At 56.2% G+C, this 22,465-nt stretch carries 23 protein-coding genes and 1 tRNA gene; 5 read left to right on the forward strand and 19 right to left on the reverse strand.

Annotated features, from left to right (window positions below):
* Positions 1–1,230 precede the first annotated feature (1,230 nt).
* Both A3H92_00825 and A3H92_00830 read right to left on the reverse strand, forming a co-directional pair.
* Positions 1,231–1,614, reverse strand: coding sequence for a hypothetical protein (locus A3H92_00825; GenBank protein ID OHC76378.1), 384 nt, complete (start codon positions 1,612–1,614; stop codon positions 1,231–1,233).
* 3 nt (positions 1,615–1,617) lie between these two features.
* Positions 1,618–1,905 (reverse strand): CopG family transcriptional regulator, encoded by a 288-nt coding sequence (locus A3H92_00830; GenBank protein ID OHC76379.1) that lies wholly within the window; start codon positions 1,903–1,905, stop codon positions 1,618–1,620.
* Between the two features lie 113 nt (positions 1,906–2,018).
* Between A3H92_00830 and A3H92_00835 the strand changes: the two genes are divergently transcribed.
* Positions 2,019–2,690 (forward strand): glycosyl transferase family 2, encoded by a 672-nt coding sequence (locus A3H92_00835; protein OHC76380.1) that lies wholly within the window; start codon positions 2,019–2,021, stop codon positions 2,688–2,690.
* Positions 2,687–3,289, forward strand: a complete 603-nt coding sequence (locus tag A3H92_00840) for a hypothetical protein (protein ID OHC76381.1) — start codon at positions 2,687–2,689, stop codon at positions 3,287–3,289. The genes A3H92_00835 and A3H92_00840 overlap by 4 nt, the downstream gene beginning before the upstream one ends.
* Here A3H92_00840 and A3H92_00845 read toward each other — a convergent pair.
* Complete coding sequence (locus A3H92_00845) at positions 3,286–3,636, reverse strand: hypothetical protein (protein OHC76382.1); 351 nt, start codon at positions 3,634–3,636, stop codon at positions 3,286–3,288. The two genes, A3H92_00840 and A3H92_00845, sit on opposite strands and share 4 nt — an antisense overlap.
* A 778-nt stretch (positions 3,637–4,414) precedes the next feature.
* On the opposite strand from A3H92_00845, the gene A3H92_00850 reads away from it, so the two are divergent.
* Positions 4,415–4,867, forward strand: coding sequence for a hypothetical protein (locus A3H92_00850; protein OHC76432.1), 453 nt, complete (start codon positions 4,415–4,417; stop codon positions 4,865–4,867).
* A gap of 131 nt (positions 4,868–4,998) precedes the next feature.
* Here A3H92_00850 and A3H92_00855 read toward each other — a convergent pair whose 3' ends face one another.
* Genes A3H92_00855 through A3H92_00880 form a run of 6 tightly spaced genes read right to left on the reverse strand, consistent with a single transcriptional unit; the run spans position 4,999 to position 11,535 of the window.
* Complete coding sequence (locus A3H92_00855; GenBank protein OHC76383.1) at positions 4,999–5,619, reverse strand: hypothetical protein; 621 nt, start codon at positions 5,617–5,619, stop codon at positions 4,999–5,001.
* 10 nt (positions 5,620–5,629) lie between these two features.
* On the reverse strand, positions 5,630–5,950 hold the full coding sequence (locus A3H92_00860) for a hypothetical protein (protein ID OHC76384.1): 321 nt from the start codon (positions 5,948–5,950) through the stop codon (positions 5,630–5,632).
* Between the two features lie 24 nt (positions 5,951–5,974).
* Positions 5,975–7,882, reverse strand: coding sequence for an adenylyl-sulfate kinase (locus tag A3H92_00865; protein OHC76385.1), 1,908 nt, complete (start codon positions 7,880–7,882; stop codon positions 5,975–5,977).
* Positions 7,882–8,682, reverse strand: coding sequence for a sulfate adenylyltransferase (locus A3H92_00870; GenBank protein ID OHC76433.1), 801 nt, complete (start codon positions 8,680–8,682; stop codon positions 7,882–7,884). The genes A3H92_00865 and A3H92_00870 overlap by 1 nt, the downstream gene beginning before the upstream one ends.
* Before the next feature lie 25 nt (positions 8,683–8,707).
* Positions 8,708–9,439, reverse strand: a complete 732-nt coding sequence (locus A3H92_00875) for a phosphoadenosine phosphosulfate reductase (GenBank protein OHC76386.1) — start codon at positions 9,437–9,439, stop codon at positions 8,708–8,710.
* A complete protein-coding gene (locus A3H92_00880; protein ID OHC76387.1) occupies positions 9,439–11,535 on the reverse strand; it encodes a hypothetical protein in 2,097 nt (698 codons plus the stop codon). Before A3H92_00880 ends, A3H92_00875 begins: the two co-directional genes overlap by 1 nt.
* A 145-nt stretch (positions 11,536–11,680) precedes the next feature.
* Between A3H92_00880 and A3H92_00885 the strand changes: the two genes are divergently transcribed.
* Complete coding sequence (locus A3H92_00885) at positions 11,681–12,562, forward strand: phosphoribulokinase (protein ID OHC76388.1); 882 nt, start codon at positions 11,681–11,683, stop codon at positions 12,560–12,562.
* Positions 12,563–12,564: 2 nt separating this feature from the next.
* Here A3H92_00885 and A3H92_00890 read toward each other — a convergent pair whose 3' ends face one another.
* The 5 genes from A3H92_00890 to A3H92_00910 form a co-directional block, all read right to left on the reverse strand.
* A complete protein-coding gene (locus A3H92_00890) occupies positions 12,565–13,347 on the reverse strand; it encodes a succinate dehydrogenase iron-sulfur subunit (GenBank protein OHC76389.1) in 783 nt (260 codons plus the stop codon).
* Positions 13,348–13,358: 11 nt separating this feature from the next.
* Positions 13,359–15,149: a succinate dehydrogenase flavoprotein subunit gene (locus A3H92_00895; protein ID OHC76390.1), complete on the reverse strand. Its 1,791-nt coding sequence runs from the start codon at positions 15,147–15,149 to the stop codon at positions 13,359–13,361.
* 6 nt (positions 15,150–15,155) lie between these two features.
* Positions 15,156–15,536, reverse strand: a complete 381-nt coding sequence (locus A3H92_00900; GenBank protein ID OHC76391.1) for a succinate dehydrogenase, hydrophobic membrane anchor protein — start codon at positions 15,534–15,536, stop codon at positions 15,156–15,158.
* A gap of 13 nt (positions 15,537–15,549) precedes the next feature.
* Positions 15,550–15,933, reverse strand: a complete 384-nt coding sequence (locus A3H92_00905) for a succinate dehydrogenase, cytochrome b556 subunit (GenBank protein ID OHC76392.1) — start codon at positions 15,931–15,933, stop codon at positions 15,550–15,552.
* Between the two features lie 60 nt (positions 15,934–15,993).
* Positions 15,994–16,068 (reverse strand) — tRNA-Thr (locus A3H92_00910).
* Between the two features lie 247 nt (positions 16,069–16,315).
* On the opposite strand from A3H92_00910, the gene A3H92_00915 reads away from it, so the two are divergent.
* On the forward strand, positions 16,316–17,038 hold the full coding sequence (locus A3H92_00915; GenBank protein ID OHC76393.1) for a hypothetical protein: 723 nt from the start codon (positions 16,316–16,318) through the stop codon (positions 17,036–17,038).
* 7 nt (positions 17,039–17,045) lie between these two features.
* Here A3H92_00915 and A3H92_00920 read toward each other — a convergent pair whose 3' ends face one another.
* The 5 genes from A3H92_00920 to A3H92_00940 are packed head-to-tail and all read right to left on the reverse strand — an operon-like array spanning position 17,046 to position 22,458.
* Positions 17,046–17,990 (reverse strand): hypothetical protein, encoded by a 945-nt coding sequence (locus A3H92_00920; protein OHC76394.1) that lies wholly within the window; start codon positions 17,988–17,990, stop codon positions 17,046–17,048.
* 51 nt (positions 17,991–18,041) lie between these two features.
* Positions 18,042–19,550: a hypothetical protein gene (locus tag A3H92_00925; GenBank protein ID OHC76395.1), complete on the reverse strand. Its 1,509-nt coding sequence runs from the start codon at positions 19,548–19,550 to the stop codon at positions 18,042–18,044.
* Positions 19,522–20,331: a hypothetical protein gene (locus tag A3H92_00930; protein ID OHC76396.1), complete on the reverse strand. Its 810-nt coding sequence runs from the start codon at positions 20,329–20,331 to the stop codon at positions 19,522–19,524. Before A3H92_00930 ends, A3H92_00925 begins: the two co-directional genes overlap by 29 nt.
* Before the next feature lie 7 nt (positions 20,332–20,338).
* Positions 20,339–21,379, reverse strand: coding sequence for a hypothetical protein (locus tag A3H92_00935; protein ID OHC76397.1), 1,041 nt, complete (start codon positions 21,377–21,379; stop codon positions 20,339–20,341).
* Entirely contained in the window at positions 21,376–22,458 is a 1,083-nt protein-coding gene (locus tag A3H92_00940) for a hypothetical protein (GenBank protein ID OHC76398.1), read from the reverse strand. Before A3H92_00940 ends, A3H92_00935 begins: the two co-directional genes overlap by 4 nt.
* Between the last annotated feature and the right edge of the window lie 7 nt (positions 22,459–22,465).

The following is a 22,465-nucleotide window of genomic DNA, read 5'->3' on the forward strand; positions in this document are numbered from 1 at the left end:
CATTAAATATGAACAGGGCTTTGGCGGCATGATCAGCAACCGGAATACACCTTAACTTCGCCGCCGAACTGTCCAAACAAGTAGGACCACCTCATTCTCATTCTCATAACCAATTCTTCAAAACAATCGAGAAATAATGGATCGCAAACATCATCAACGTGGTTAGAGTTCCAAAGGCCGGACTTTAGAATTTTATCCCTATTACAATGGCGACCAAGCCACCCGCGAGATGGCGAATCAAGCGGTGGCCTGTTGTAGTTGCTAAGCAAGGCGATTGCGTTTCTTTCAATGTAACCGCGCAGACTGTTGACGCCCGGTTCATCTTCAATCGCCAGCCAGATAAACGACATTCTTCCTATTGCTTGGCTTACTTCACTTTCAAGCGGGTTCTCTTCGGCGCGGGTTTCAGCAGGGGCCGAATTGCCCACCCCCCATGTTGGAAAGTCGTATTTTCTTTTTTTTATCAGCGAAGCCCCCACAATTGACCGGAAAATTGACCCGCGATGATTCCCTCTCCCGCTATTAGACCCCTTGTGTTGCAATAATCGTGTCCAGAGTTTTGTGTTTGATCCGGTTTTAAGGGCATGCGTACCCACGCGCACAATACGGGGTCCGGACCCTGTGTCGGTCCGTATTTCTTTCGGCTCCCTAAAAAAATATACACCCCTATGCGGCCAATTGAGATGCCCGGAGCATTTGGCGAGAACCCGTTCTCCCCCGCACTTTTTTTCAAGCGCCGTGAGAATGGAATAAAACTTTCTTAAAAGTTCAGTACGTTCAAATGTCATTCAAAAGCGCTCAAGAATCTGCCCCACAGATTCTCCCCAACCCACGCCATTTACCAACGCGGCTGATTTATCCATCATCCGCTCCTTTATTTATTGCATAAGCCACATCTGCTTGAGAATGGAGGATGTTTCTTGAGATAGCTTTCAAGATCGTTGATGGATAAGGAACACAACTTCATATACCCTCTCTCCGTGAACCCACCTGGATTACGATCCATGCCCGGGTATTTCCTGATTGATGGACACATTGCCCGGTGAAGCACCAAATAAGTTGGGTCAAAATTCTTCCTCAGGTTAACAACAAATCCCCCAGGATGCTCAATCACCCAAGTCAAATACGAAGCGTCATCATCTCTAAATAAAATAGCCATGCTGCCACATCCCCTCCGTCAGTAATTGCTCACCTTAGTAAATTCACGCTGACACAAAGACAACATTTCCGTCAAGCACGGCGCGGATGGCGGTCAGGGGAAGGGCAGTCATCATCCTCGTCGCCAGGCTCGATATGACGGGACATGTCCATGGCGTCATGAAGGATGCGCAAGACACGAATACGCCCCGCCGTGGAGGCGTCAAATACGATGAAATGTCGGCCACGCTTGCTCTTTCGAGCGATATGCAGGGTCTTGACGCCTTGAGGAAGCTCAGGGTGATTTCCGGCGCCGATGATGGCGGGGCCATCTCGAAGCGCTCGCAAGGCATCAAGGATCATGCCGCGATAGAGGCGCGCCTGACCGATGCCGAAATGCTCGGCAGTCCGGAGAAAAATACCGTCGAAATCCCGCTGGGCCGCCTCCGACAGCCGGACTTTCCAATTCAGGGACATGGGTCAGGTCTTACGAGACTCGAACGCGGCATCGCTTCCGGCAATCAGATGCCGTTTCATCGCCTCGAAGCTGTCGAAGTCCCGGTAGCGTCCGGCCTCGATATCGTCGATGCCGACCTGGACGGCGGCGCGCAGAGCCTCCAGGCGCGCTTGTTCATCGGCGTCGCGGGTTTCGATCATTCGCAAGCCCTCGCGCAGCACCTCGCTGGCGTTCTGATAACGACCGGACGTAACCAGTCGTTCGATGAGATCGGCCTGATGATCCGTGAGCACAACATTGCGGGTCGGCATGATTCAGTCTCCTTGGCAATATACCGAATGGCATATTATGCCAATGCCGCCGTGAGCGCAACCGGGTAACCGGCGCGGCTTGCCAAGGGCAAAGGGCGGTGTAAGATAATTTCGTGCTCAGCATCATCATCCCCGCCTTGAATGCCGCCGGACGCCTTGAAGGCGTACTGAAAACCTTGTTCGCCTCCGCCGCCGATAAAGAAGTGATCGTCGCCGACGGCGGCTCTGCCGACGCCACCCGCGAAATCGCCGAACGCTTGGGAGCGCGGGTGATCAAATGCGCGCGGGGCCGAGGAGCGCAGATGGCTTGCGGAGCCGCCGCCGCCAAGGGCGACCGGTTGTTGTTCATCCACGCCGACACCGTTCCCGGCGCGGGCTGGGACGAGGCCGTCGCCCGCTACGTCGCCGATCCCGGCAACCTGCGCCGCGCCGCCGTTTTCCGCCTGCGCCTGGATGACGCATCCCCCGCCGCCCGCCGGCTGGAAAGGCTGGTCGCTTGGCGCAGCCGCGTCCTCGGCCTACCCTATGGCGACCAGGGTTTGTTGATCTCCCGCGTTTTTTACGACGAGTTGGGAGGCTTCAGGGCGATAGCGCTGATGGAAGACGTGGACATAGTTTGCCGCATCGGCAAGTCGCGCCTGGATATACTCGACGTTGTCGTCGTCACCTCCGCCGAGCGCTATCGCACGGGAGGCTACCTGCTCCGCCCCTTACGCAATATGCTGTGCCTGGGCCTATACTTCCTCGGCCTGCCGCCCCGTCTGATCGCAAAGATATACGAATGACCAATCATCTGATCATATTCTGCAAGGCGCCGCACCTGGGGACGGTGAAGAGTCGACTGGCCCGCGACATCGGCGCAATCGCCGCCGCCGCCTTCTATCGGCGCAACCTGAAAGACACGTTTAACCGCCTGCGCTCCGACAAACGGTGGACATGTCGGCCGGCGATAACTCCCGACCGGGCGGCAAGAGAAAATGGGCCGTGGCCGAGGGGAATCCCCTGTTTCCCCCAGGGCGAAGGCGACCTCGGCCGCCGCATGGACCGGGCTATGCGCCGACCGCCGCCGGGACCTGTGGTGCTGATCGGCGCCGATACGCCGGGAATTACTCCCGCCCATATCGCGGCAGCCTTCAAAGCGTTGGGAAATCATGACGCGGTCTTCGGCCCCGCCGCCGACGGCGGCTTCTGGCTGGTCGGCATGAAGCGCAGCCCCGCCATGCCCTACCTGTATGCGAATGTGCGTTGGTCAACCGAACACGCCCTCGCCGACACCATTAAGAACCTGCCCTCCGGCTTCACCCACGCCTTGGTCGATACCCTTCACGATGTCGATGACGGAGCGGATTATGCGCGGTGGCGGAATCTGCGAAATCTTGCTTAGACTACCCACCCGTCCACTTGATGTTCTACAAGAGTGTCTAGAATCTTCATGGCAATAATCAAATTTTCCCCTTCCAGAACATTGCTTGCGGCGCGTAGCCGCGCCCGTATTTCATTGCTCTCTTTCCCGCCTTGTTCATCACCTTCGGCATTAAAGCCGAGCAGTTTGTCGGGCGTCGTCTCCAGGACTTTGCAGAGCTTAACGAGTGTCCTTAAGTTGGGCTCATTCCTGCCGGTTACATAATGGCCATAGCGCCTCTCGCTTAGCCCCGCACGACGAGCGACCTCGGCGTCAGCCAGATTAAGCTGCCTAGTCCTTTCCTTGAGCTTCTTCCCAAAATTTTGCATACGAACATTTTGTTCATCTCCTTGACTATCGTGTCCATGTACGTTACATAGTGTATATACACTATAAAAAGTTCTTAATCTGCAAAACTTTTCATTATCACAAGGGGGTACGTAAGGATGGGAGAAGTCATAGCAAGGTCGTTGATTTTTGTGGCTTTATTGCTTTTGTCTTCTTTGATTGTGGCAGAAGCTTTTGCGGGCGATACGCAGGTTGACGGCTATTCCCGTAAAGACGGAACCTACGTCCAACCGCATTTTCGGAGCGCTCCAGACAGCAATCCGTCTAACAACTGGTCAACCAAAGGAAATATGAATCCATATACTGGCCAAAGTGGGACCAAAAATTCCGATTCGTCTAGTGGTTATGGCTCCAGCAGCAGGGGTGGATACGGTAGCGGAGAGGTGTCAGGACGGGGAGCGAGGACCAGTAACCCCTACAACCTGCTTGGTCAATAAATGAAAAAGCTAATTATATTTGCAGTCGCCATCACGTTCGTGATGGGCGCGGCCATGGCTGCCGAACATCCTATTGACCAAAAACATCCCATCATTTTTGATCAATCCACTCCTGATAAGGCCACCGAATGCGACCGGATGAAAGCATCCGGAGCCACAGAAGAACAACTGGCGGGCCAGGGCTGCTGCTCGTGGCACGGCGGCGTTTGCGGTTGTGCTGGAACGCGCGCGGTTTGCTGCGATGGCTCGTATAGTCCAAGCTGTGGCTGCTGAAAGCAAAACCCCTAAGGGTGTGATTGCCGATCACGCCTTTAGGGTGACCATGCGGATTATTACCCTATTCGCCATCCTCCTGGCAACGTCCTTTTCATCTCAAGCCGAGTGCTACGATTGGCCGATGCGGATCGTTCGCGGCCAGTTGGCTTACGACGCTGATACCATCTATATCGTGATGCCTGGACTGCCGCCAGAGGTTGAACAAATGTCCGTGCGCGTCAACGGCGTTGACGCCCCGGAGATAAAGGGGAAATGCGACGATGAAAAATACCAGGCTAAAAAAGGCCGAGCCTTTGTTCAGGACCTCCTTGCGGGCGCTGGTCAGGTGCGTTTCTGCAATCCTAAATGGGGAAAGTACGCAGGTCGAGTTTTGGCGGATGTTAAAATAGACGGCGCTGACTTGGCGGAAATACTGATCAAGAGGGGCTTTGGACGGGCTTATCATGGGGAAAGGCGCGAGGGGTGGTGCCTAGGAAAGCAGGGAGCAAGGCACAACTAACATCAACGGCAGCGACCCGTCCGGCCCTCGGCGGCATTATCCATCCAAATTCCGGTGACATGATACTTAATTCCAAAAATTAAGTTGTTCCCGGAATTGGGGCTGTCCCCGGAATTGCGTCGATCTCTTGTTCAGCAGGTGGCGACGGCGGCAAGGGTTTGAAGCTCCGTCAGGTGCTTGGGTTTCTTCGGGCGGACAATGTCTTTGTCAATTTGCAGGACGAGTCCTCGGATGACATCGGTCCGGTTGAGGGACGAGGCCTTCATAATCTCCTCGAACTCACTATTCAAACGGGGCGTAAACTTGAACGACAGGCGCTTTTTCGGCATGGCGCCGCCGGTGCTTTTGGGCGTATGCGGCAGCCTGCCGAAAATGACCGCCATTTTTTCAGCGAAATCCGGGTTCACAGCGTATCTGTGAATGTAAAAGGCCAACAGCCGCTTTCGGAACTCAGCAGTTGCTTTCGCATCAATCTTAAACGCCGCCAGATCAAGCAATTCAATGTAAGACGCGGGAAGATTGACCTCGATTGATTTCGTCGCCGTCTCGCGGGCGGCCTTGATCGCAGGGGTGGACTGCGAGGGAACGGCAACCACGGAGTCACACTTGTCGCATACGGAAACAAGGATGCCCTTCACCTTGCCGGGACTATCGCTGAAGGGGACATCGCGATAGGCAAAGGTCGTGGGTGCGATCTCCTTGCAGGACTCGCATATCGCCTTTCCTTTGTCGCCGGCTTTAAAAAGTTTCATTTCCCTTGCCTCATTTGTGCACACTTAAGAAAAACAGGTCCGTCCCAACGAAATAGAACTTAATGTACCAGCCGTCTCGTTTAAGAACGTGCACCGTCACTGCGGCGATAGTGTGGTGTGAATTTTCCGTATGATGGCGTCCATTGCATCTTTCGATAATGTTGATGACCTCTTCGGTAGTCACATCACCGGCATGTAAAAGGTTCTTCTCGTCGATCTGATTGCGAACTTCATGCTGAAAAACACCCATTTCCAGTGCTTCGAGAGCGTGCCTTTTAGCCTCTTTAAAGCCTATCTTGTCCTTTAGTGTATACGAAGATTGTCGTATCATCAAGCACCCGATTGCGCCCTGTGACTAAACACAAGTCCGATGGTGGCGGGAGACGACATCGAGTAAAGTGAAATTCTTCTGAACATAGTTGAGCAGCATGGACAGGCTTTCCTCGATGCTTTGTTTGCCGGTGTCGAGGACCAGGGCGGTGTCCTCCGGCTCCTCGTAGGGAGCGGAAATGCCGGTAAAATCGGCGATCTGGCCGGCGCGGGCCTTCTTGTACAAGCCCTTGGGGTCGCGTTTCTCGCAGATATCCAGGTCGGCCTTGACGTAAACCTCGTGGAAGGCGTCGGGGCGCATGGCGCGGGCGATCTGGCGGTCGGCGCGATAGGGTGAGATGAAGGCGGTGATGGCGATGAAACCGGCGTCGGCGAACAGGGAAGCCACGGCGCCGACGCGACGTATGTTCTCGGCGCGGTCCTCATGACTGAACCCCAGGTCCGAGTTGAGGCCGCTGCGAATGTTGTCGCCGTCCAGCACATAGGCGTTGTAGCCCTTGCGGTTAAGATGGCGTTCCAGTTCCATGGCCAGAGTGCTTTTGCCGGAGCCGGACAGGCCGGTCAGCCACAGGATGCCGCTGGAATGACCGTTGCCGATCCAGCGCTCCTCAGGCTCCATGCGGTGCTCGACGGAGAAGATGTTGGTTGACTTGACGTCCCTGGCCTGACTCAGGGATTTGGCCTCGGTGATGATGCCGCCTCCGGCCAGATTATAGCCGTCGGCCAGCACGAAGCGCCCGGCTCGCGGATTGTCCTTAAACATATCCACCGCCATCAGTCCCCGCGAATGAAGCACCACCTCGGCGACGCCGTTCTTGGCGACGCTTGCGCCCTCGACGGAGGTCAGGGTGTCGGCGTCGATGATGCGCTCCACCGCCTTGACGCCGACATTATACTCGGAGGCGTTCAGCTTCATGGTGTAGCGGTTGCCGGCTTCCAGCGGTTTGCCGCCCAGCCAGAATAGGCGGGCCTTGAACTCGTTGGCCTCGACCGGGATGCGCTCGACGTGGCTGGCGACCTGACCGCGCTCGACGAAAATCTGCTCGCTGAGGGTGATGCCGACCGACTTGCCGGCGACGGCGGCGACGGCGGCGACGGGCGTGCTCCAATCCTCCAGAGAGGCGACGCGCACCGTCTTGCCCGAAGGCGAAAAGCGGATAACGTCGCCGACGCGCAAAGCGCCGCTCTCGATGCGCCCGGCGATAATGCGCCGCTTGTCGAACTTATAGACATCCTGCACAGGCAGGCGCAGGGGCAGGTCGGTCGGCTCCACCGGATCGGGGAAGGCGTCAAGAGCCGCCATCACCGAAGGCCCCCGATACCACCCGGTGAGTTCGCTCGACTCCATGATGTTGACGCCCTCGCGCCCCGAAACGGGGATCACCGCCGAGGCATTGATGTCGAGCTTGCCGAGATAATCGCCGAGTTCGGCCCTGATTTCGTCGAAACGGGCCTGATGATAGCCGACAAGGTCCATCTTGTTGATTACCGCCACCACATTGCGGATGCCGAGAAGATGCAACAGCAAACCATGCTGGCGGGTCTGCTGGCGAACGCCTTCCTCGGCGTCAATGACAAGCACGGCGGCGTCGCTGCCGGCGGCGCCGGTAACCATGTTGCGGATGAATTCCCGGTGGCCGGGAGCGTCGATAATGACGTAGTCCCGCGCCTTGGAACTGAACCAGATGCGCGACGTGTCGATGGTGATTCCCTGGTCGCGCTCGGCTTGCAGGGCGTCAAGAAGGAAGGCCCACTCGAAAGGCATTCCGCGCTTGGCGCAAACGTCCTTGATGGCCTCCATCTTGCCCTCGGGCAACGAGTTGGTGTCATGAAGAAGCCGCCCGACCAGGGTTGACTTGCCGTGATCGACATGGCCGACGATGACGATCTTGAGAGGCTGCCGTCCCGCCTTCTTTTTGCCCGCCTTCGCCATTACATGTACCCCTCTACGCGGAGACGCTCGAAGGCGTCCTCTGATTCCTTGTCCTGGGCGCGACCGGATCTCTCGGAGACTTTGGTGTTCTCCAGCTCCTTGATGATCTCATCGACGGTGGAGGCGGTGCTGGCCATCGGGGCGGTGCACGGCGCACACCCCAGCGAACGATATCGTTGCCCGTTTTTAGCAAAGTAAAGATCAACCAGGGGAATGCCCTCGCGCCGGATATAGCGCCAGATGTCGATCTCGGTCCAGGGGAGAAGCGGGTGAATGCGCAGGTGAGCGCCCGGCGGCACGTCGGCGTTGAACTGCTCCCAGAACTCCGGCGGCTGGTCGCGGACATCCCACTGGGAAAGGATGCCGCGAGGGCTGAATATCCGCTCCTTGGCGCGGGTGCCTTCCTCGTCGCGGCGGATGCCGGCGAAGACTCCGGTGAAGCCGTGCTCGGCGATGACCGCCTTGAGGCCTTCCGTCTTGAGCGCCGAGCAGCAGACGACCTTGCCCCGGTCCGGCCCCATGCCGGCGGCAATAGCCTGATGATTTGAATCAACGATCAGGTTGAGATTCCACTCCTTGGCGTAGCGGTCGCGGAATTCGATCATCTCAGGGATTTTCTTTTTGGTATCGACGTGAATCAGCGGAAAAGGCACATGGCCGAAAAACGCTTTCCGCGCCAGCCACAGCATGGCGTTGCTGTCCTTGCCGATGGACCATAGCATGGCGAGGCGCTCGACCTTGTTGAAGGCCTCGCGGAAGATATAGATGCTCTGGCTCTCCAGGGCGTCGAGGTTATCCATGGCGCTCATAGGGTTCCTGTAGCGTTCATATCCCCTGTCCGAACCAGGGAGCGTTGTGAATGCCGCATTCGGTTTTTTCCATGTCCGCCCACCGTCCGGCCCTGACCTCCTCGCCCGATCCGGTCAAGCGGGTGCATGGCGAACAGCCGACGGAGGTATAACCGGCGGCGGCCAGCGGATGGACGGGGAGGCTACGCTTTTCGTATGCCTCAGCGATGCGGCCCCGCGACCATCCGGCCAGGGGATTGATTTTGATTCGGTTGTTATTGAACTCAACAATGCGAAGGTCAGCCCTTTCCCCGCCGTGAAAGCGCTTGCGGCCGGTGATCCAGGCATCGAAGCCGTGAAGGGCCTTCTCCAACGGCAGCACCTTGCGCAGATAGCAGCAGGTTTCGGTATCAGTGCGGTTGAGGGCGCCGTCGGCGTCATAGTTTTCGATGTCCGCCGGGTCCGGCCTCACCGTTCGCATATCGGTGAGTTTGAACCTCTTGGTAAGGGTGTCCCGATAAGCCAGGGTCTCCTCGAACAGCATGCCGGTATCGAGGAAAATAACCGGCGTCGAGGGATCGACCTCGGCCACCATATCAAGCAGGACAGCCGCCTCGATGCCGAACGATGAGGTTACGGCGATTCGCCCCGGGAATTCTTCCTTGATCATGACGCGCAGCAAATCAACCCCGCCGAAGTCGCCGTAGCGCTCGACAAGCCGCTGCTCCAATTCAGCGCCGTGGGGCCGTTCCTGCAATGGAGCGTCCATCAAATATTGGCTCCCATCGCCGACGAAGGGGCCAAAGAGGCTTCGATAATGATATCGGCGGCGGCGGCCCAGTCGTCCAGCGCACGGACGAACGCCTCCATGTCGCCGCCTCCGGCGGCCGCAACCTTGGCCTTAAGCGCCGTTTCCAGCGCGGCCATCAACGCCTTTTCCCCGCTGAATTGGCTTCTGACTTCCAGAATCAGGCGGGAATCGTCGAAGTCTTCCGTATCAACGCCGAGAACGCTGAGGAGCCGTTGTCCGGTGGCGAACAGGCTGCGCCGTCCGGCCTCCACGGCTTCTTCCCGATCACCGATGGCAAGGGAGCGCTGAAGGTCTATGCGCCCCACCAGAGACAGGTCGGACAGATATTCCCCGACGACCGCTGCGGCGGCGCATTCGCCGACGGCGCTGATCGGCGGAAAGAACGGCTTGTCGGACCCCACGTCGAGCCATAATAACGGATCGCTTACATCGTAGCCGCCCTCGGTCACCGGCGCTAAAAGCTTTTCGATGCCCGCCGCGCCGATGCGTTTCGCCCAACGGCGAACGCTTTCTTCCTTGTTTCGGGTTTCGGCATAGGCGGAAAGCAGGATTTTCAGCGCTTCCTTTATAAGACGCGCCGGCACAGCCGGGCCTTCCATGGCGATGGCGCCGGGAGTATCAACCTCTCCCCCCAGGTGAAATTGGTAGTGAGGGGCATTCTTGCCGCCGATCTTCTTGGCCACTCCGTGCAGGCCGATGTCGCCGATATGATGCTGGCCGCATGAATTGTGGCACCCGGAAATGCGAATGCGCGTCTCGGGGAAACCGGCGAAAGCAGCGCCGGCGGCCAGCAACTCTTCGGCCAAGGCATGGGAATTGTTGATGCCGATCGGGCATGTGCTGACGCCGGGGCAGGCAACAATATCGCCGAGGCCATGAGGCCGCTCGCCCATATCAAGGCCGAGGGCGCGGACGCCCTTCATAAACCTGTCGGCATTTTGCCGGGGAATGCCTACGGCGATGATATTCTGCTCACGGGTAAGACGGAACTCGGAAGCGCCGGTCTGCTCCGCGATATCGGCCAAGGCTTCGAGCCGATCCGATGACAACATGCCGAGCGGCGGACGAATGACGACGGCAACTTTCCCGTCGTGTTGCTCAATCCGGCCGCGCTGCGGCGGCGGAAATCGGTCATCGGCGGGCGTGCGCCACGCAAGCGCCGGCCATGGCCGCTGAGGCATGCGCCGGGCATGTTCAAATTCATCCAGAAACAGCTTGACGAATTCTTCCTCGCCGAATCTTTTTACCAGAAACTTGAGGCGCGAGGCCATCTTGCGGCTACGATTGGAATAGCGGTGGTGCAGGTGAGCCACGGCTTCCTGAACGGCGGACAATTCCTCCTCCGCGACGAACTCCAGAAGTTCGACGGCGGAACGGGGAACGGAGCCGAGGCCGCCGCCGGCCACCACGCGGAACCCCGGACGGCCGTCCTTAACGGTGGCGATAAGCCCCAGGTCGTCGATGGAAGTCGCTCCGCAATCCAGTTCGCAGCCCGATATGGAAATCTTTACCTTGCGCGGCATGTGCTGAACCAGCGGATGGCGCAGCCAGGTAACGGCCAGCCGTTGAGCGACGGCGCCGGCATCGACGCGCTCACGGGGGCAGATGCCGGCCAAGGGGCAGGCGGTGACATTGCGAAAGGTATTTCCCGACGCCTCACGCGAAGTCAGGCCGGCGCCGTAAAGCTCCTTGAAAAGCTTCGGCAGGGAATCCAGGGCGACGAAATAGAACTGCAACCCCTGGCGCGTGGTGATATGAACGTCGGCGCCGCAATGCTCGCGGTTGGCCTTGGCCACGGCGCGCAGCCATTCGACGCGCAGGCGTCCGCCCGGCGCCTTGACGCGCGCCATGTGCATGCCGTCCTGCTTCTGAGCGTAGATGCCGAAACGCAGACGGAAAGTAACCCACCGATCGGAATTCCACTTGTGAGTCCGGAAGTTGTTGATCCCGGCGAGAAATTCCTCGTAATCCTCCATGCGCGCCAGCGGCTCGGCTTCGCATTGCGCCATTGACGGGCGTGCGGCGCGGGCGGTATGCGCGAGGGTCTCCAGCATGGCAATCCTTTACAAGAAATTTATGTTGTTTAACAAATCAACCCATTTTTATCATGTAGAATGCAAGGCGTCAATAATTTGTTTGCCTTAGCGCAGATCATGATGTGGTCTAATATAGCGTCACGGATTTAGAGAAGGAATCGAGTTGTCGGTCAAGCATCCAATTATCGCCGTTGTCAGGTCATCGGGCGTCGGCACCACCCAGGTCAGGAACGCTTTCGATCACGTCTTCCGGCGGGAGAACGTCAGCTTCGCCGAGGTCAGCGGCGAGAGCTTCCACCGCTATGACCGCGCCGCCATGAAGCAGGCGATGGCGGACGCCGCCGCCAAGGGACACCGCAACTTCAGCCACTTCGGCCCCGAGGCCAATCTGTTCAAGGAACTTGAAACCCTGTTCAGAAACTACGGCGAGACCGGCGCCGGCAAGCGCCGCCATTATCTGCACAGCGCGGAAGACGCGGAAAATTATCCCGGCCAAGGACTGAAAGCCGGCGAACTTACCCCATGGGAAGATATCCCGAAAGGCAGCGACCTGCTCCTGTACGAAGGGCTGCACGGCTGCGTGGTGACGGACGAAGTAAATGTCGCATGTCTGGTTGACTTAAAGATCGGCGTGGCGCCTGTGATCAATCTGGAATGGATTCAGAAGATTCACCGCGACACCAGTCAACGCGGTTACTCGGAAGAAGCGGTGATAGACGCCATCCTCAGGCGCATGCACGACTACGTCCACTACATCATCCCCCAGTTCGCCCATACCGACGTCAACATCCAGATGACGCCGGTGGTCGATACCTCGGACCCGGCGATCTCCCGCGACGTCCCCGCCCTGGACGAGTGCGTCGCCGTTATCCGTTTCAGCAAACCGGACAAGTGGGATGTCGATTTCCCTTACCTTCTCGACAAGATCAATAATTCCTGGATGTCGCGCCGCAATTCCATTGTTGTCCCCGGCAGCAAGCTGGGGATGGCGATGGAACTGATCCTGCCCCCCATCGTGCGCTCCCTGCTCAAGGGAAGGAAATAACGCTATTTCCTTCGCATCATCCGCTTTTTCAGTTCGGCGATGGCGAGAGCCGGGTTCAGGTTCTTGGGGCAGGTGGCGGTGCAGTTCATGATGGTGTGGCAGCGGTAAAGCCTGAACGGGTCTTCGATATTGTCCAGACGCTCGCCGGCGAATTCGTCGCGGCTGTCAATGATCCAGCGGTAGGCCTGGAGCAGGGCCGACGGCCCCAGGTAGCCGCGCTCTCCGTTCCACCAATAGCTCGGGCAACTGGTCGAACAGCAAAAGCACAGCACGCATTCCCACAGGCCGTCCAGTTCATCGCGCTCTTCCGGACTCTGCAACCGCTCGTGGTCGGGAGGTTCGGGCGACACCGTCCGAATCCACGGCGTGATCGAGGCGTACTGGGCGTAAGGCGTGGACAGGTCGCAGACCAGATCCTTGATCACCGGCAGATGGGGCAGCGGATAGATGTTGACCTCGCCCTTGATGTCGTTGATGGCCTTGATGCAGGCCAGGGTGTTGAGGCCGTCGATGTTGAAGGCGCACGAACCGCACACCCCCTCGCGGCAGGAGCGGCGAAAAACAAGCGTGGAATCAATTTCGTTCTTGATCTTGAGCAGGGCGTCCAGGACCATCGGCCCGCAGCCGTCCAGATCAATGTCAAAGGAATCCAGGCGAGGATTGCCGCCGCCGTCGGGGTCATAGCGGTAAATATTGAATCGTCTGACCCGTCCAGCCCCTTCCGGGGCGGGATGGGTCTTGCCTTTGACGACTTTGGAGCCGGCGGGAAGATTGAACTGAACCATTGCCGCCGCCCCTAGTAAACCCGAGCCTTAGGCTCGATGTAATTAATTTCATTGGTCAGGGTATAGGTATGCACCGCACGGTAGCCGAGAGTGACGGCGCCGTCTTTGCCGATCCACGCCAGAGTGTGTTTCATCCAGTTCTCATCGTCACGAAGGGGGTAGTCCTCGTGGGCGTGAGCGCCGCGACTCTCATGACGCGCCTCGCCCGAATGCAGGGTGGCGCGGGCGCAGACCATCAGGTTCTCCAGTTCCAGCGCTTCGGCCAGGTCAGAGTTCCAGATCATCGAGCGATCAGTGACCTGGAGGTCGGAAAGCTTGGCGCTTGCCTCGTCGATCAAACGGCAGCCCTTGGCAAGAACATCGGAGGTTCTGAACACGGCGGCGTTGTTCTGCATAATGCGCTGCATTTCAAGCCTGAGTTCGCTGACGCTCACCGTTCCCGATGCGTGGCGCAGACGATCCAGGCGACCGAGCGCCGCCTCGGCTGAATCCTTGGGCAACGGGCTATGTTGCTTCCCGGCCTTGATCATATTGCCGGCGCGATGCGCGGCGGCGCGGCCGAAAACGACAATATCAAGCAGCGAGTTGGTGCCGAGCCGGTTGGCGCCGTGCACCGAAACGCAGGCGGCCTCGCCGATGGCCATCAGGCCGGCGCAGATGGCGTCGGGACGCTTTTCGGAGGGGCGCAATACCTCGCCGAAGATATTGGTGGGAATGCCCCCCATATTGTAGTGAACGGTAGGGAGAACCGGAATCGGTTCGCGGGTGACATCGACGCCGGCGAAAATCCTCGCCGACTCGCTGATGCCGGGTAGCCGCTTGGCGAGAATGTCCGCCCCCAGGTGTTCCAGGTGCAGAAAGATATGGTCCTTGTCGTCGCCGACGCCGCGTCCTTCGCGAATCTCGATGGTCATGGCGCGGCTGACCACGTCGCGTGAGGCCAGGTCTTTGGCGTTGGGGGCGTAACGCTCCATGAAACGCTCCCCCGCCGAGTTGGTGAGATAGCCGCCCTCGCCGCGTGCGCCCTCGGTGATCAGACAGCCCGAGCCGTAAATGCCGGTGGGATGGAACTGCACAAACTCCATGTCCTGCAAGGGCAACCCCGTACGCGCCACCATGGCGTTGCCGTCTCCGGTGCAGGTATGGGCCGAGGTGCATGAAAAGTACGAACGCCCGTAGCCGCCGGTGGCGAGCACCGTAATATGAGCGCGGAAACGATGGATGGCGCCGTCTTCCAGGTTCCAGGCAATCACCCCCCGGCATGAGCCGTCCTCGTCCATGATCAGGTCGATGACGACGTACTCGATGAAAAACTCGGTGTCGTGCTTCAGGCATTGCTGATAGAGGGTGTGGAGGATGGCGTGGCCGGTGCGGTCGGCGGCGGCGCAGGCGCGCTCGACCGGAGCCTCGCCGAAGTTACGCATATGGCCGCCGAAGGGGCGCTGATAAATCTTGCCCTGGTCGGAGCGCGAAAACGGCACCCCGTAGTGCTCAAGCTCAAGAACCGCCGGCACGGCGTTGCGGCACAGATACTCGATGGCGTCCTGGTCGCCGAGCCAGTCGGAGCCTTTAACCGTGTCGTACATATGCCACTTCCAATTGTCCTCGGACATCGACCCCAGCGAAGCGGCGACTCCGCCCTGGGCGGCAACCGTGTGGCTGCGCGTCGGGAACACTTTGGAAATACAGGCGGTTTTCAACTTCGCGGCGGTCATGCCCAACGCCGCCCTCAGCCCGGCGCCGCCGGCGCCGATAACAATAACGTCATATGTGTGATCGGTAATGGCGTAGGCTTTAGACATACGGCGTCAACTCCCCAGGCCGATCTTGAGGATTACGCCGACGGCAAAGACGCCGAGCGCCAAAGCGCCGAACTTGACGGCGATCAGGCCGGCGATCTCTATCGTCTTGTTGTGTACATAGTCCTCAATAACCACGGACAGGGCAAGCGCCCCATGCCACAGGGAAACGATAAGAAGAAGCATGGTCATCGCCATGTTTCCGGGCATCGCCATCCATGCCCTGAAGGTGGCGTAGTCGGCGCCGACGCCCGACACCATGAAGGCGACGAACCACACGGCCAACGGGACCAGCGCCAAAGCCGTCAGCCGCTCGGTATACCAGCCTTCGGTTCCGGCCCTGGCTGAGCCATGCCCACGGACACGTCCCAACGCGCTTCGCATTTTCATCCCGTCGTCTCCCCTACATGCCGATGCCGATGGCCCATGACAGCGCGGTCAGCGCCACCGTCCCCGCCAGCACCATCTTTCCGGTCGCCGTCACCCGCCGGGGAGCAAAGCCCCAGCCGATATCCCAAAACAAATGGCGGATGCCGTTGCACAGGTGATAGAACAAACATGCCGACCATCCGAACAGGCACAAATAACCGAACCATGAGCCGAACACGGCCTGAGCGCGGGCGAAACTTTCGGGACCGTACGCCGCCGCCGCCAGCCAATAGATCAACGCCACCACGCCGAACGCCAAGGCGACGCCGGTGATGCGGTGAAAAATGGATATGGCCATGTGCAGCTTGAACGCATAGACCTGCAAATGCGGAGACATCGGTCGATTTTCGCGCGGCATAGGCATTGAGCCCTTTCTGAATAACTCGACGGCCTAGGGCCAGAACTGTGGCAAGGTGAATGGTGCCGCCGCACAGAATTGAACTGTGGACCTCGCCCTTACCAAGGGCGCGCTCTGCCCCTGAGCTACGGCGGCGTCTCATGATCAAGACTCGCGCACCATGCCATAGGGCAATATCCGAGGCAAGCGTCCCTTGACGATCCATTGTCCGAAAGCGCACCATGACTTCAATGATAACCAAACCGGCAAAGCGGCAGCTACGTCCGTCAACAGGCGGAGCCGAGGAAAAAATCGAGGAACGGCGCAAACGCCGGGCGGCGGCCCTGCGGCTGAATCTCGCCAAACGAAAACAACAAACCGCCTCCCGCGCCAAGGGATAAATATGAAAAATTTTTACTCTTATCAATGGCCGAAAACCGTCACGCCTTTAACCGATGAGCAGAAGGCGATCAGTGACGATTTCATCAAGTACTGTCAGGAAGTCTTTCATCGTCAGTGGAGCATGCTTAATCAATTCGGAAGCATGTACCTTACGCGCAATATGCGCATCGCCGACGGCATGCGGACTTTGGAGGTGGGAGCGGGAAACGGAGGCCATCTGCAATATGAGGACCTGACCCGGCAGGAATACTGGGTTAACGACAGACGCTCCAGCCAAGTCGATCTCATCAAGTCGCGATTCCCCGATGTGAAGATCATTCAATCCGACTGCCAGGAAGGATTTGCCGTTCCGGACGGCTATTTCGATCGCATCATAGCCAATAACGTCCTGGAGCACCTCACCGATCTGCCGAAAGCGGTTCAACAATTTGAGCGCTTGCTGAACGGCAATGGACAGCTTGGAGTCATTCTTCCCTGCGACCCGGGCTTCGTACATCGCGTCGGTAAATATTTCACCACGGAGCGCGCATTCAAAAAACGCTACAAGCAACCCTATTCATGGTTCATCGAGAGCGAACACATCAATGCGCCGGAGGAAGTCCTGCATGTGCTCTTAAAGCGCTTTAAAATCGTTCACCGTCGGCATTTCCCTTTTATCGCGCCGATCAAGCACATCAATTTGATGTTCGGCATGGTCCTTGAGAAGAAAAAGTCGGCGGAATAGCCGCCGGCTATTTTTCCAGATAGGGCGCGAGGGCTTTCGCCACGGCTTGATGCCCGTCGGCTTTCAAATGAAGATCAAGATCGAAATAGAAATTTTCCGGAAAAGACGTCTCCATCTCGATGACGCTCACCAAAGGCTCCCCCCCAACCTTTTGCTGTACGGCTCTTAAAAAACCCGAACGGGCGCGTCCCCGGCCATTCAGCTCGAAAATCAAGATGCGGGCCTGGGGGGCCATGGCGCGGATTTGCTCCAATAAAGGAAGGAAATATCCGCTCTCCTCCTCGGCGGGCATTGATTGTTCCCAGCTTTCCGGTTTGTGCTTCAAGTTTTTCAAAGTGTAATAGGTGTGCTTGAAAGGGAAATAACGTCTGTTCCGGGAATGTTTACTGCTTAAGCGCTCATAGTCATTTTGCGATTTGATGGTTATGCCTTTGCTTTTAACCGCCTCTTTGTTTTCGGCGGCATCGTTCTCGCAATACTGTATTATTATGGTGCGCAGATGAGACAGGTCCAGACGCCGGAGCATGCGCTTCTCGCGTTCCGTGCCGAATGATGCGATACCGGCATTGAGTATTTTTTTATTTGTAACGGTTTGCAGAACCGAAGAGAACGTCTCGTTCTGTTCGACGCCCCAGCCCATGGCGAAAGAATCCCCGAGTACAATAACTTCCGGCTTTTCCAGATCATCCTCGCTGTCGCGCAGTCCCGCAGAATTAATACTGTAGGAGGTGCTGAATTCACGGTTTGAAAAACGGCATTTTGCCCCTTTTTTTAGGGTGTAGAATGTTTCGGAATCATATTGTGCGCATTCCGGCATCATGGTGACTGAATAATGAACACGGCTCAAATACAAATAATCAAAATGATTCTTTACATTTTCCGGAAGCGCTCTGGTGAGTTTAGGAAAAATTATAAAAACACTGAAGGATAATTCCAGTAATGCCAGTGACAATGCCAGCGATAGCAAGTATGGCGGAAAAAGTTTTACTTTGCTCGACATTTATTAATTTTTCTTGCAGGACCAAAGATCATAGTAACTTAGAGCATCCGTCTTTTCATAGCGTTCCGTGAAAACATCTGCGGCCCGCCCGAACAGCCCGTGGACGCCGTAATAGCTTTGAAGCCTGAAAGGGGCTTCTCCCTTGGGAATCAGCCAATTGCGCGTTTTACACGCCTCCAACTCGGCGACGAACCTGTCAGTGTAATCAAAACCGGCGGCGTTGTACTCCATGACGTCCTTCGCGCTCACCGTGATCGGATTCCCGGCGAAAAGCAGGATCGGCTTGAAGTAGCTGAACCTGTAATTCTCAAGCGATTCGCCGTAACCGATCTCGATAGCTTCATCCTTGAATTTTTCCGCCGCTTCATGGATTTCCTTGGCCGTTTTCTCCTGCGCAATCCTGTCTATGTTCCTTATCAGACGCCGTTGCACGGGAAGCGAAATCACCAAAAATAAAATCGGAATCAGAGCTAAAATTCCCATTTGCAGACGTGGCGCATCATCAAATTTTTTGGCGAACCGCAGCATGGAGTCAATAGTAATCGCCAGCAACGGCAGAAAATGGTGGGGGCCGGTGCCGGGAATGGAAGCCGGGTAAATCGAAATGGCGACGGTGACAACAAGAGCTGCGAAGTAAAGCGCATCCTTACCGTCCACAAAATTCTTGCCTCGCGCCACAAGCCCGGCCAACAACAACACAGGTGAAAGGAAATACAGGGAGAACCTGAAAGACGTAGCAAGCATATTCGAATCAATGCCTCCCTTGGCGGCGAGAGCGCCGAAAAATTTATGGAGATATATGGTCAGAGAAATGCCCGGATGAATAAAAGGCAACAGGAACACGATGATGGATATAAGGCCGATAATTACCATCTTGTAAACTTCCCTCCATCCGCATAAATCGAGGACGATGGGAATAAAGTAGATGAAGGAATGAATCTTGAGGTTTGTCGCCAATCCGATGCACAACCCCACCACCACATAGGGGGTCCAACGCCCCCACCGCTCGATCGGCAAATCCTTAGCGAAAACAGCCAGCGTAACAAAAAACACGATGAACGGATCAGAGCGGTTCCAAAAACTATACGGAGCGTAAATCATCAAAACTGCGATAAACATCAACACGCCGGCATATGCCTTGAAGGCTCCGAAACGCCCCCTGGCATAGAAATAAAAAAATAAAATGCTTCCCGCTGCGGCGATGGAGCCGGCCAGCTTGCTTAGAGGGATCGAGCCGCCGGCAATCTTAAAGACAACGGAATGGAATATATAAAGCAATGGTCCGTAGCCGCCGACTTTCGGCCATTCGTGCGTATCCTGAAAAAGAGCATGCCCTTTCATGAAGCGCCAGGCGGATATGGCGATGCTTGGCTCAATATGATCAACATAGCCTTCCAGATTCCCATAAAGAAAAAGCACATAAACAAAATAAGCCGCGCACAAGGCGGCTGAAACGGCGAGAATCAGGACGAACGGCCCGGACTCAAAAGTTCTTTGGCGGTTGCTGTACAAAAGTATCTCTCTTTATGGTCTCGATGCTCTCTACCGATTCGTGAACGTAAAATGTGTCCTCCACCGAATTTCGGACGAAGCGGTAGCCGTTTCCGAACAGGACAGCATTAAGTTCCGCCGACGGTCTTTCGATGGTAAGCGCCAGAAATGTGTATTTATCGAACGGGAAGTTTCTAAGAATTCTGGTTTCCGCCCCTTCCACGTCGATGGTGAAGTAATCAATGATGGACGGTGCGCCGAGTTGGTCAAGAATCTTTTCCAGAGTCGTTGTTTTCACCATATTGATGCGTCCGGCCTCGCGGGATTTCTCAATTCTGCCCGAACGTTGGTTCGGATTGTTGTCGGTATCCTCATGGATAATGCCGCCCATTTGGCCGGAGAACATGAACTCCACATCTGATTCCTCGGCATCAACCACCTTCTGTACGCATGTGCATGTTCGTTTGAATTTTTCCGTTAACTGCTTGAATAGAAGAGGGTTAGGCTCAATGCAGATACCTCGCCATCCATAAATTTTTTCAAGAATATAGGTATTGCTTTCACTGAAGCCGTCGGCGGCGCCGAGATCGAGGAAAAAACCATCCCGTTTGCCTCGGAAGACCTCATCAATCACCCATCGGTCCTGGCCGCCGAAGGACAGGCTTTGCGGCTTGTATCCAAGGTGAACCACGAGCACGTAAAGGAACGCATTTTTCAGGTCAAGCAGCGCGGCATAGCATAGACGTGCAGGCAATCGTAGTCCGGGGAAGCGGTTGATCAGGTTTTTTAGGGCGCGGATCATCGGCAAATTACCTTATCGACCGGGGCGGCGACCAAATGACCCTTCCTCTGCCCAGCAGAGAGCGCAGAACTCCGTATGACGCCCCCGCCGTGATGACGGCGCAGAACCAAAAATTCAATATTATCCCCATCGGCAGAAAAAAAGGTTTCTTGCGGATGATGAAAAGAAAAAAACCAAGATACCAATAAAGGTAGAGGCAAAAAGAAATGAACGATGGAATAATGAACAATGAATGCAGGAACAAAGCGGCGGCAAGAAAAATCAGGAACAAGGGGCTGCTGACTGTGGACATGCCCGAAGGGGCGCTGCCGAGCGCGTTTGATTCGAATTTCTTGCGTTTTAAGAACATTTCCATCCACAAGGAAACCCGATGGAAATAGAGCCGAGTCATTTTACCGATGCCGTCGAAGTGGTGGCGCACTTGTAAATCCGGGTCCAGTTTATGGACGAAAGAAGCAGCGATGCGTTGCCCCATTTCTTCGTTCTCGTAATCCATTCCCCAGCCCAGGCTATCGTTATAGCCGCCGATTTTCTCATATACTTCCTTGCGAATTCCGGCGGCGGCCCCATTGAAAATCTCATTGTCGAACATGCCGTGGCGCGCGCAGGTAAAGTAATTCAGCAGCGCCTTATAAAGAGGGGTGGCGCCGCTATTCAAGGGAGACTCATTGTAAATCCCCGACAAGGCGTCGGCGCCGGTCTCCTCCATATGCTTGATGAATGTATCCAGTGTTTCCGGCAGCATCGCCGTATCGCTGTCAACGAAGAAAAGATATTCGCCGTCCGCCCGCTCCGCGCCCCGGTTCCGGGCTTGAGACGGGCCGCCGTTCTTTTCCAAGGGGAGCAATTTAACGACAGAGGGATGACGCGCCGTCATGTCTTTAATGACGTCGCGCGACTCGTCCGTCGAACAATCATCGACGACGATAATCTCCAGGGGCTTATAGCCGGTGGTTATTACGCTTTCAACGCAGGCGGCGATTGTCGCGCCGGCGTTGTACATGGGGATAATGACGCTGATTTTTTTCTTTTCCATGCAAGAGATCATTTGCCGATATTGCGTAGCGTAGAAAGAAGAACATTGGGATACAGGCTTGGATGCCACGCCACATTGGCGGCCAGCGCACATTCAAACGTGCATTTGCATTTTGATTCTTTGATCCACTTCAACAGTTCCTGATTTTTCGGTTCAGCGAGAATATCGTGCAGCCGGAAATCACGGTCTCTCAGATTGCCCATGGTTTTGCCGAGTATCTCACAAGGCTGCACATCCCCCGTTTCACTTATAACCACAAGTTTCCGTCCTGCAAGGCAAGGAGTTACGAATTCATCATTGAATTCCGTGCGCATCATGATGTCGCGGGTGACTTCGGCTATTCCCCTGACGGCGGGAAACAGCAGGCCTTTTTTCTTTTTCTTTTCCAGGCCTTCGATAAAAGCGTTCACTTCGCGGTAGCGTTGATGCGAGACCCGCTTCAATTCCGGATCCTTGATCGCTCCCCGGGCGTATGTCACCGAAATGTTGTCAAAGCGGAATTCCTCCGATAAGTGCTTGATCGTCGAAATCATGGTCTCTTCGGAATTGGCTGAGAAGACGGAGTTGCATTCAAGCGCGAAGTTATCAAAGCGCTCCCTGAACGGGCTGATCTCCGCGTAGCTTTCCTGAATCTTCTTGTAGGAACCCGGCATGGAGCGCAATTCATCATGATCCTCCCCGATCCCTTCTATAGAGAAGGCGATGCGAAAAAAGGTGTCCGGATAAAGGGGAAGAATTTCTTCCAGATACGCGACCGCGCGGTCGGTCAACGAGGCGTTGGTTGGAACCGTCACCCGCATGGCGCGGGTGTGGTCCAAGATAATTTTCGTAATTTCAGCAAGCTCTTTCCTTAGAAAAGGCTCGCCGCCGGTCAGGGACAATTGCAGGAGCGGACCGATATTGGGAGCCAAACGGCGGATTTCCTCAACAGTCAATTCATCCGGCTTTCGGCCCTTCTCGATCTCATCGAAATAAAAACAAAAATCGCAACGAAAATTACACCGGTTGGTCACATAGAAAATCAGATAGCCGATGCGGCTTGGGAGAAGAAAACTCTCCAGCCTTTTAAGCTTGGTTTTAAGAGTGCTCATTTAAAAA

The sequence above is a fragment of the Rhodospirillales bacterium RIFCSPLOWO2_02_FULL_58_16 genome, assembly GCA_001830425.1.
GTDB lineage: Bacteria > Pseudomonadota > Alphaproteobacteria > Rhodospirillales > 2-02-FULL-58-16 > 2-02-FULL-58-16.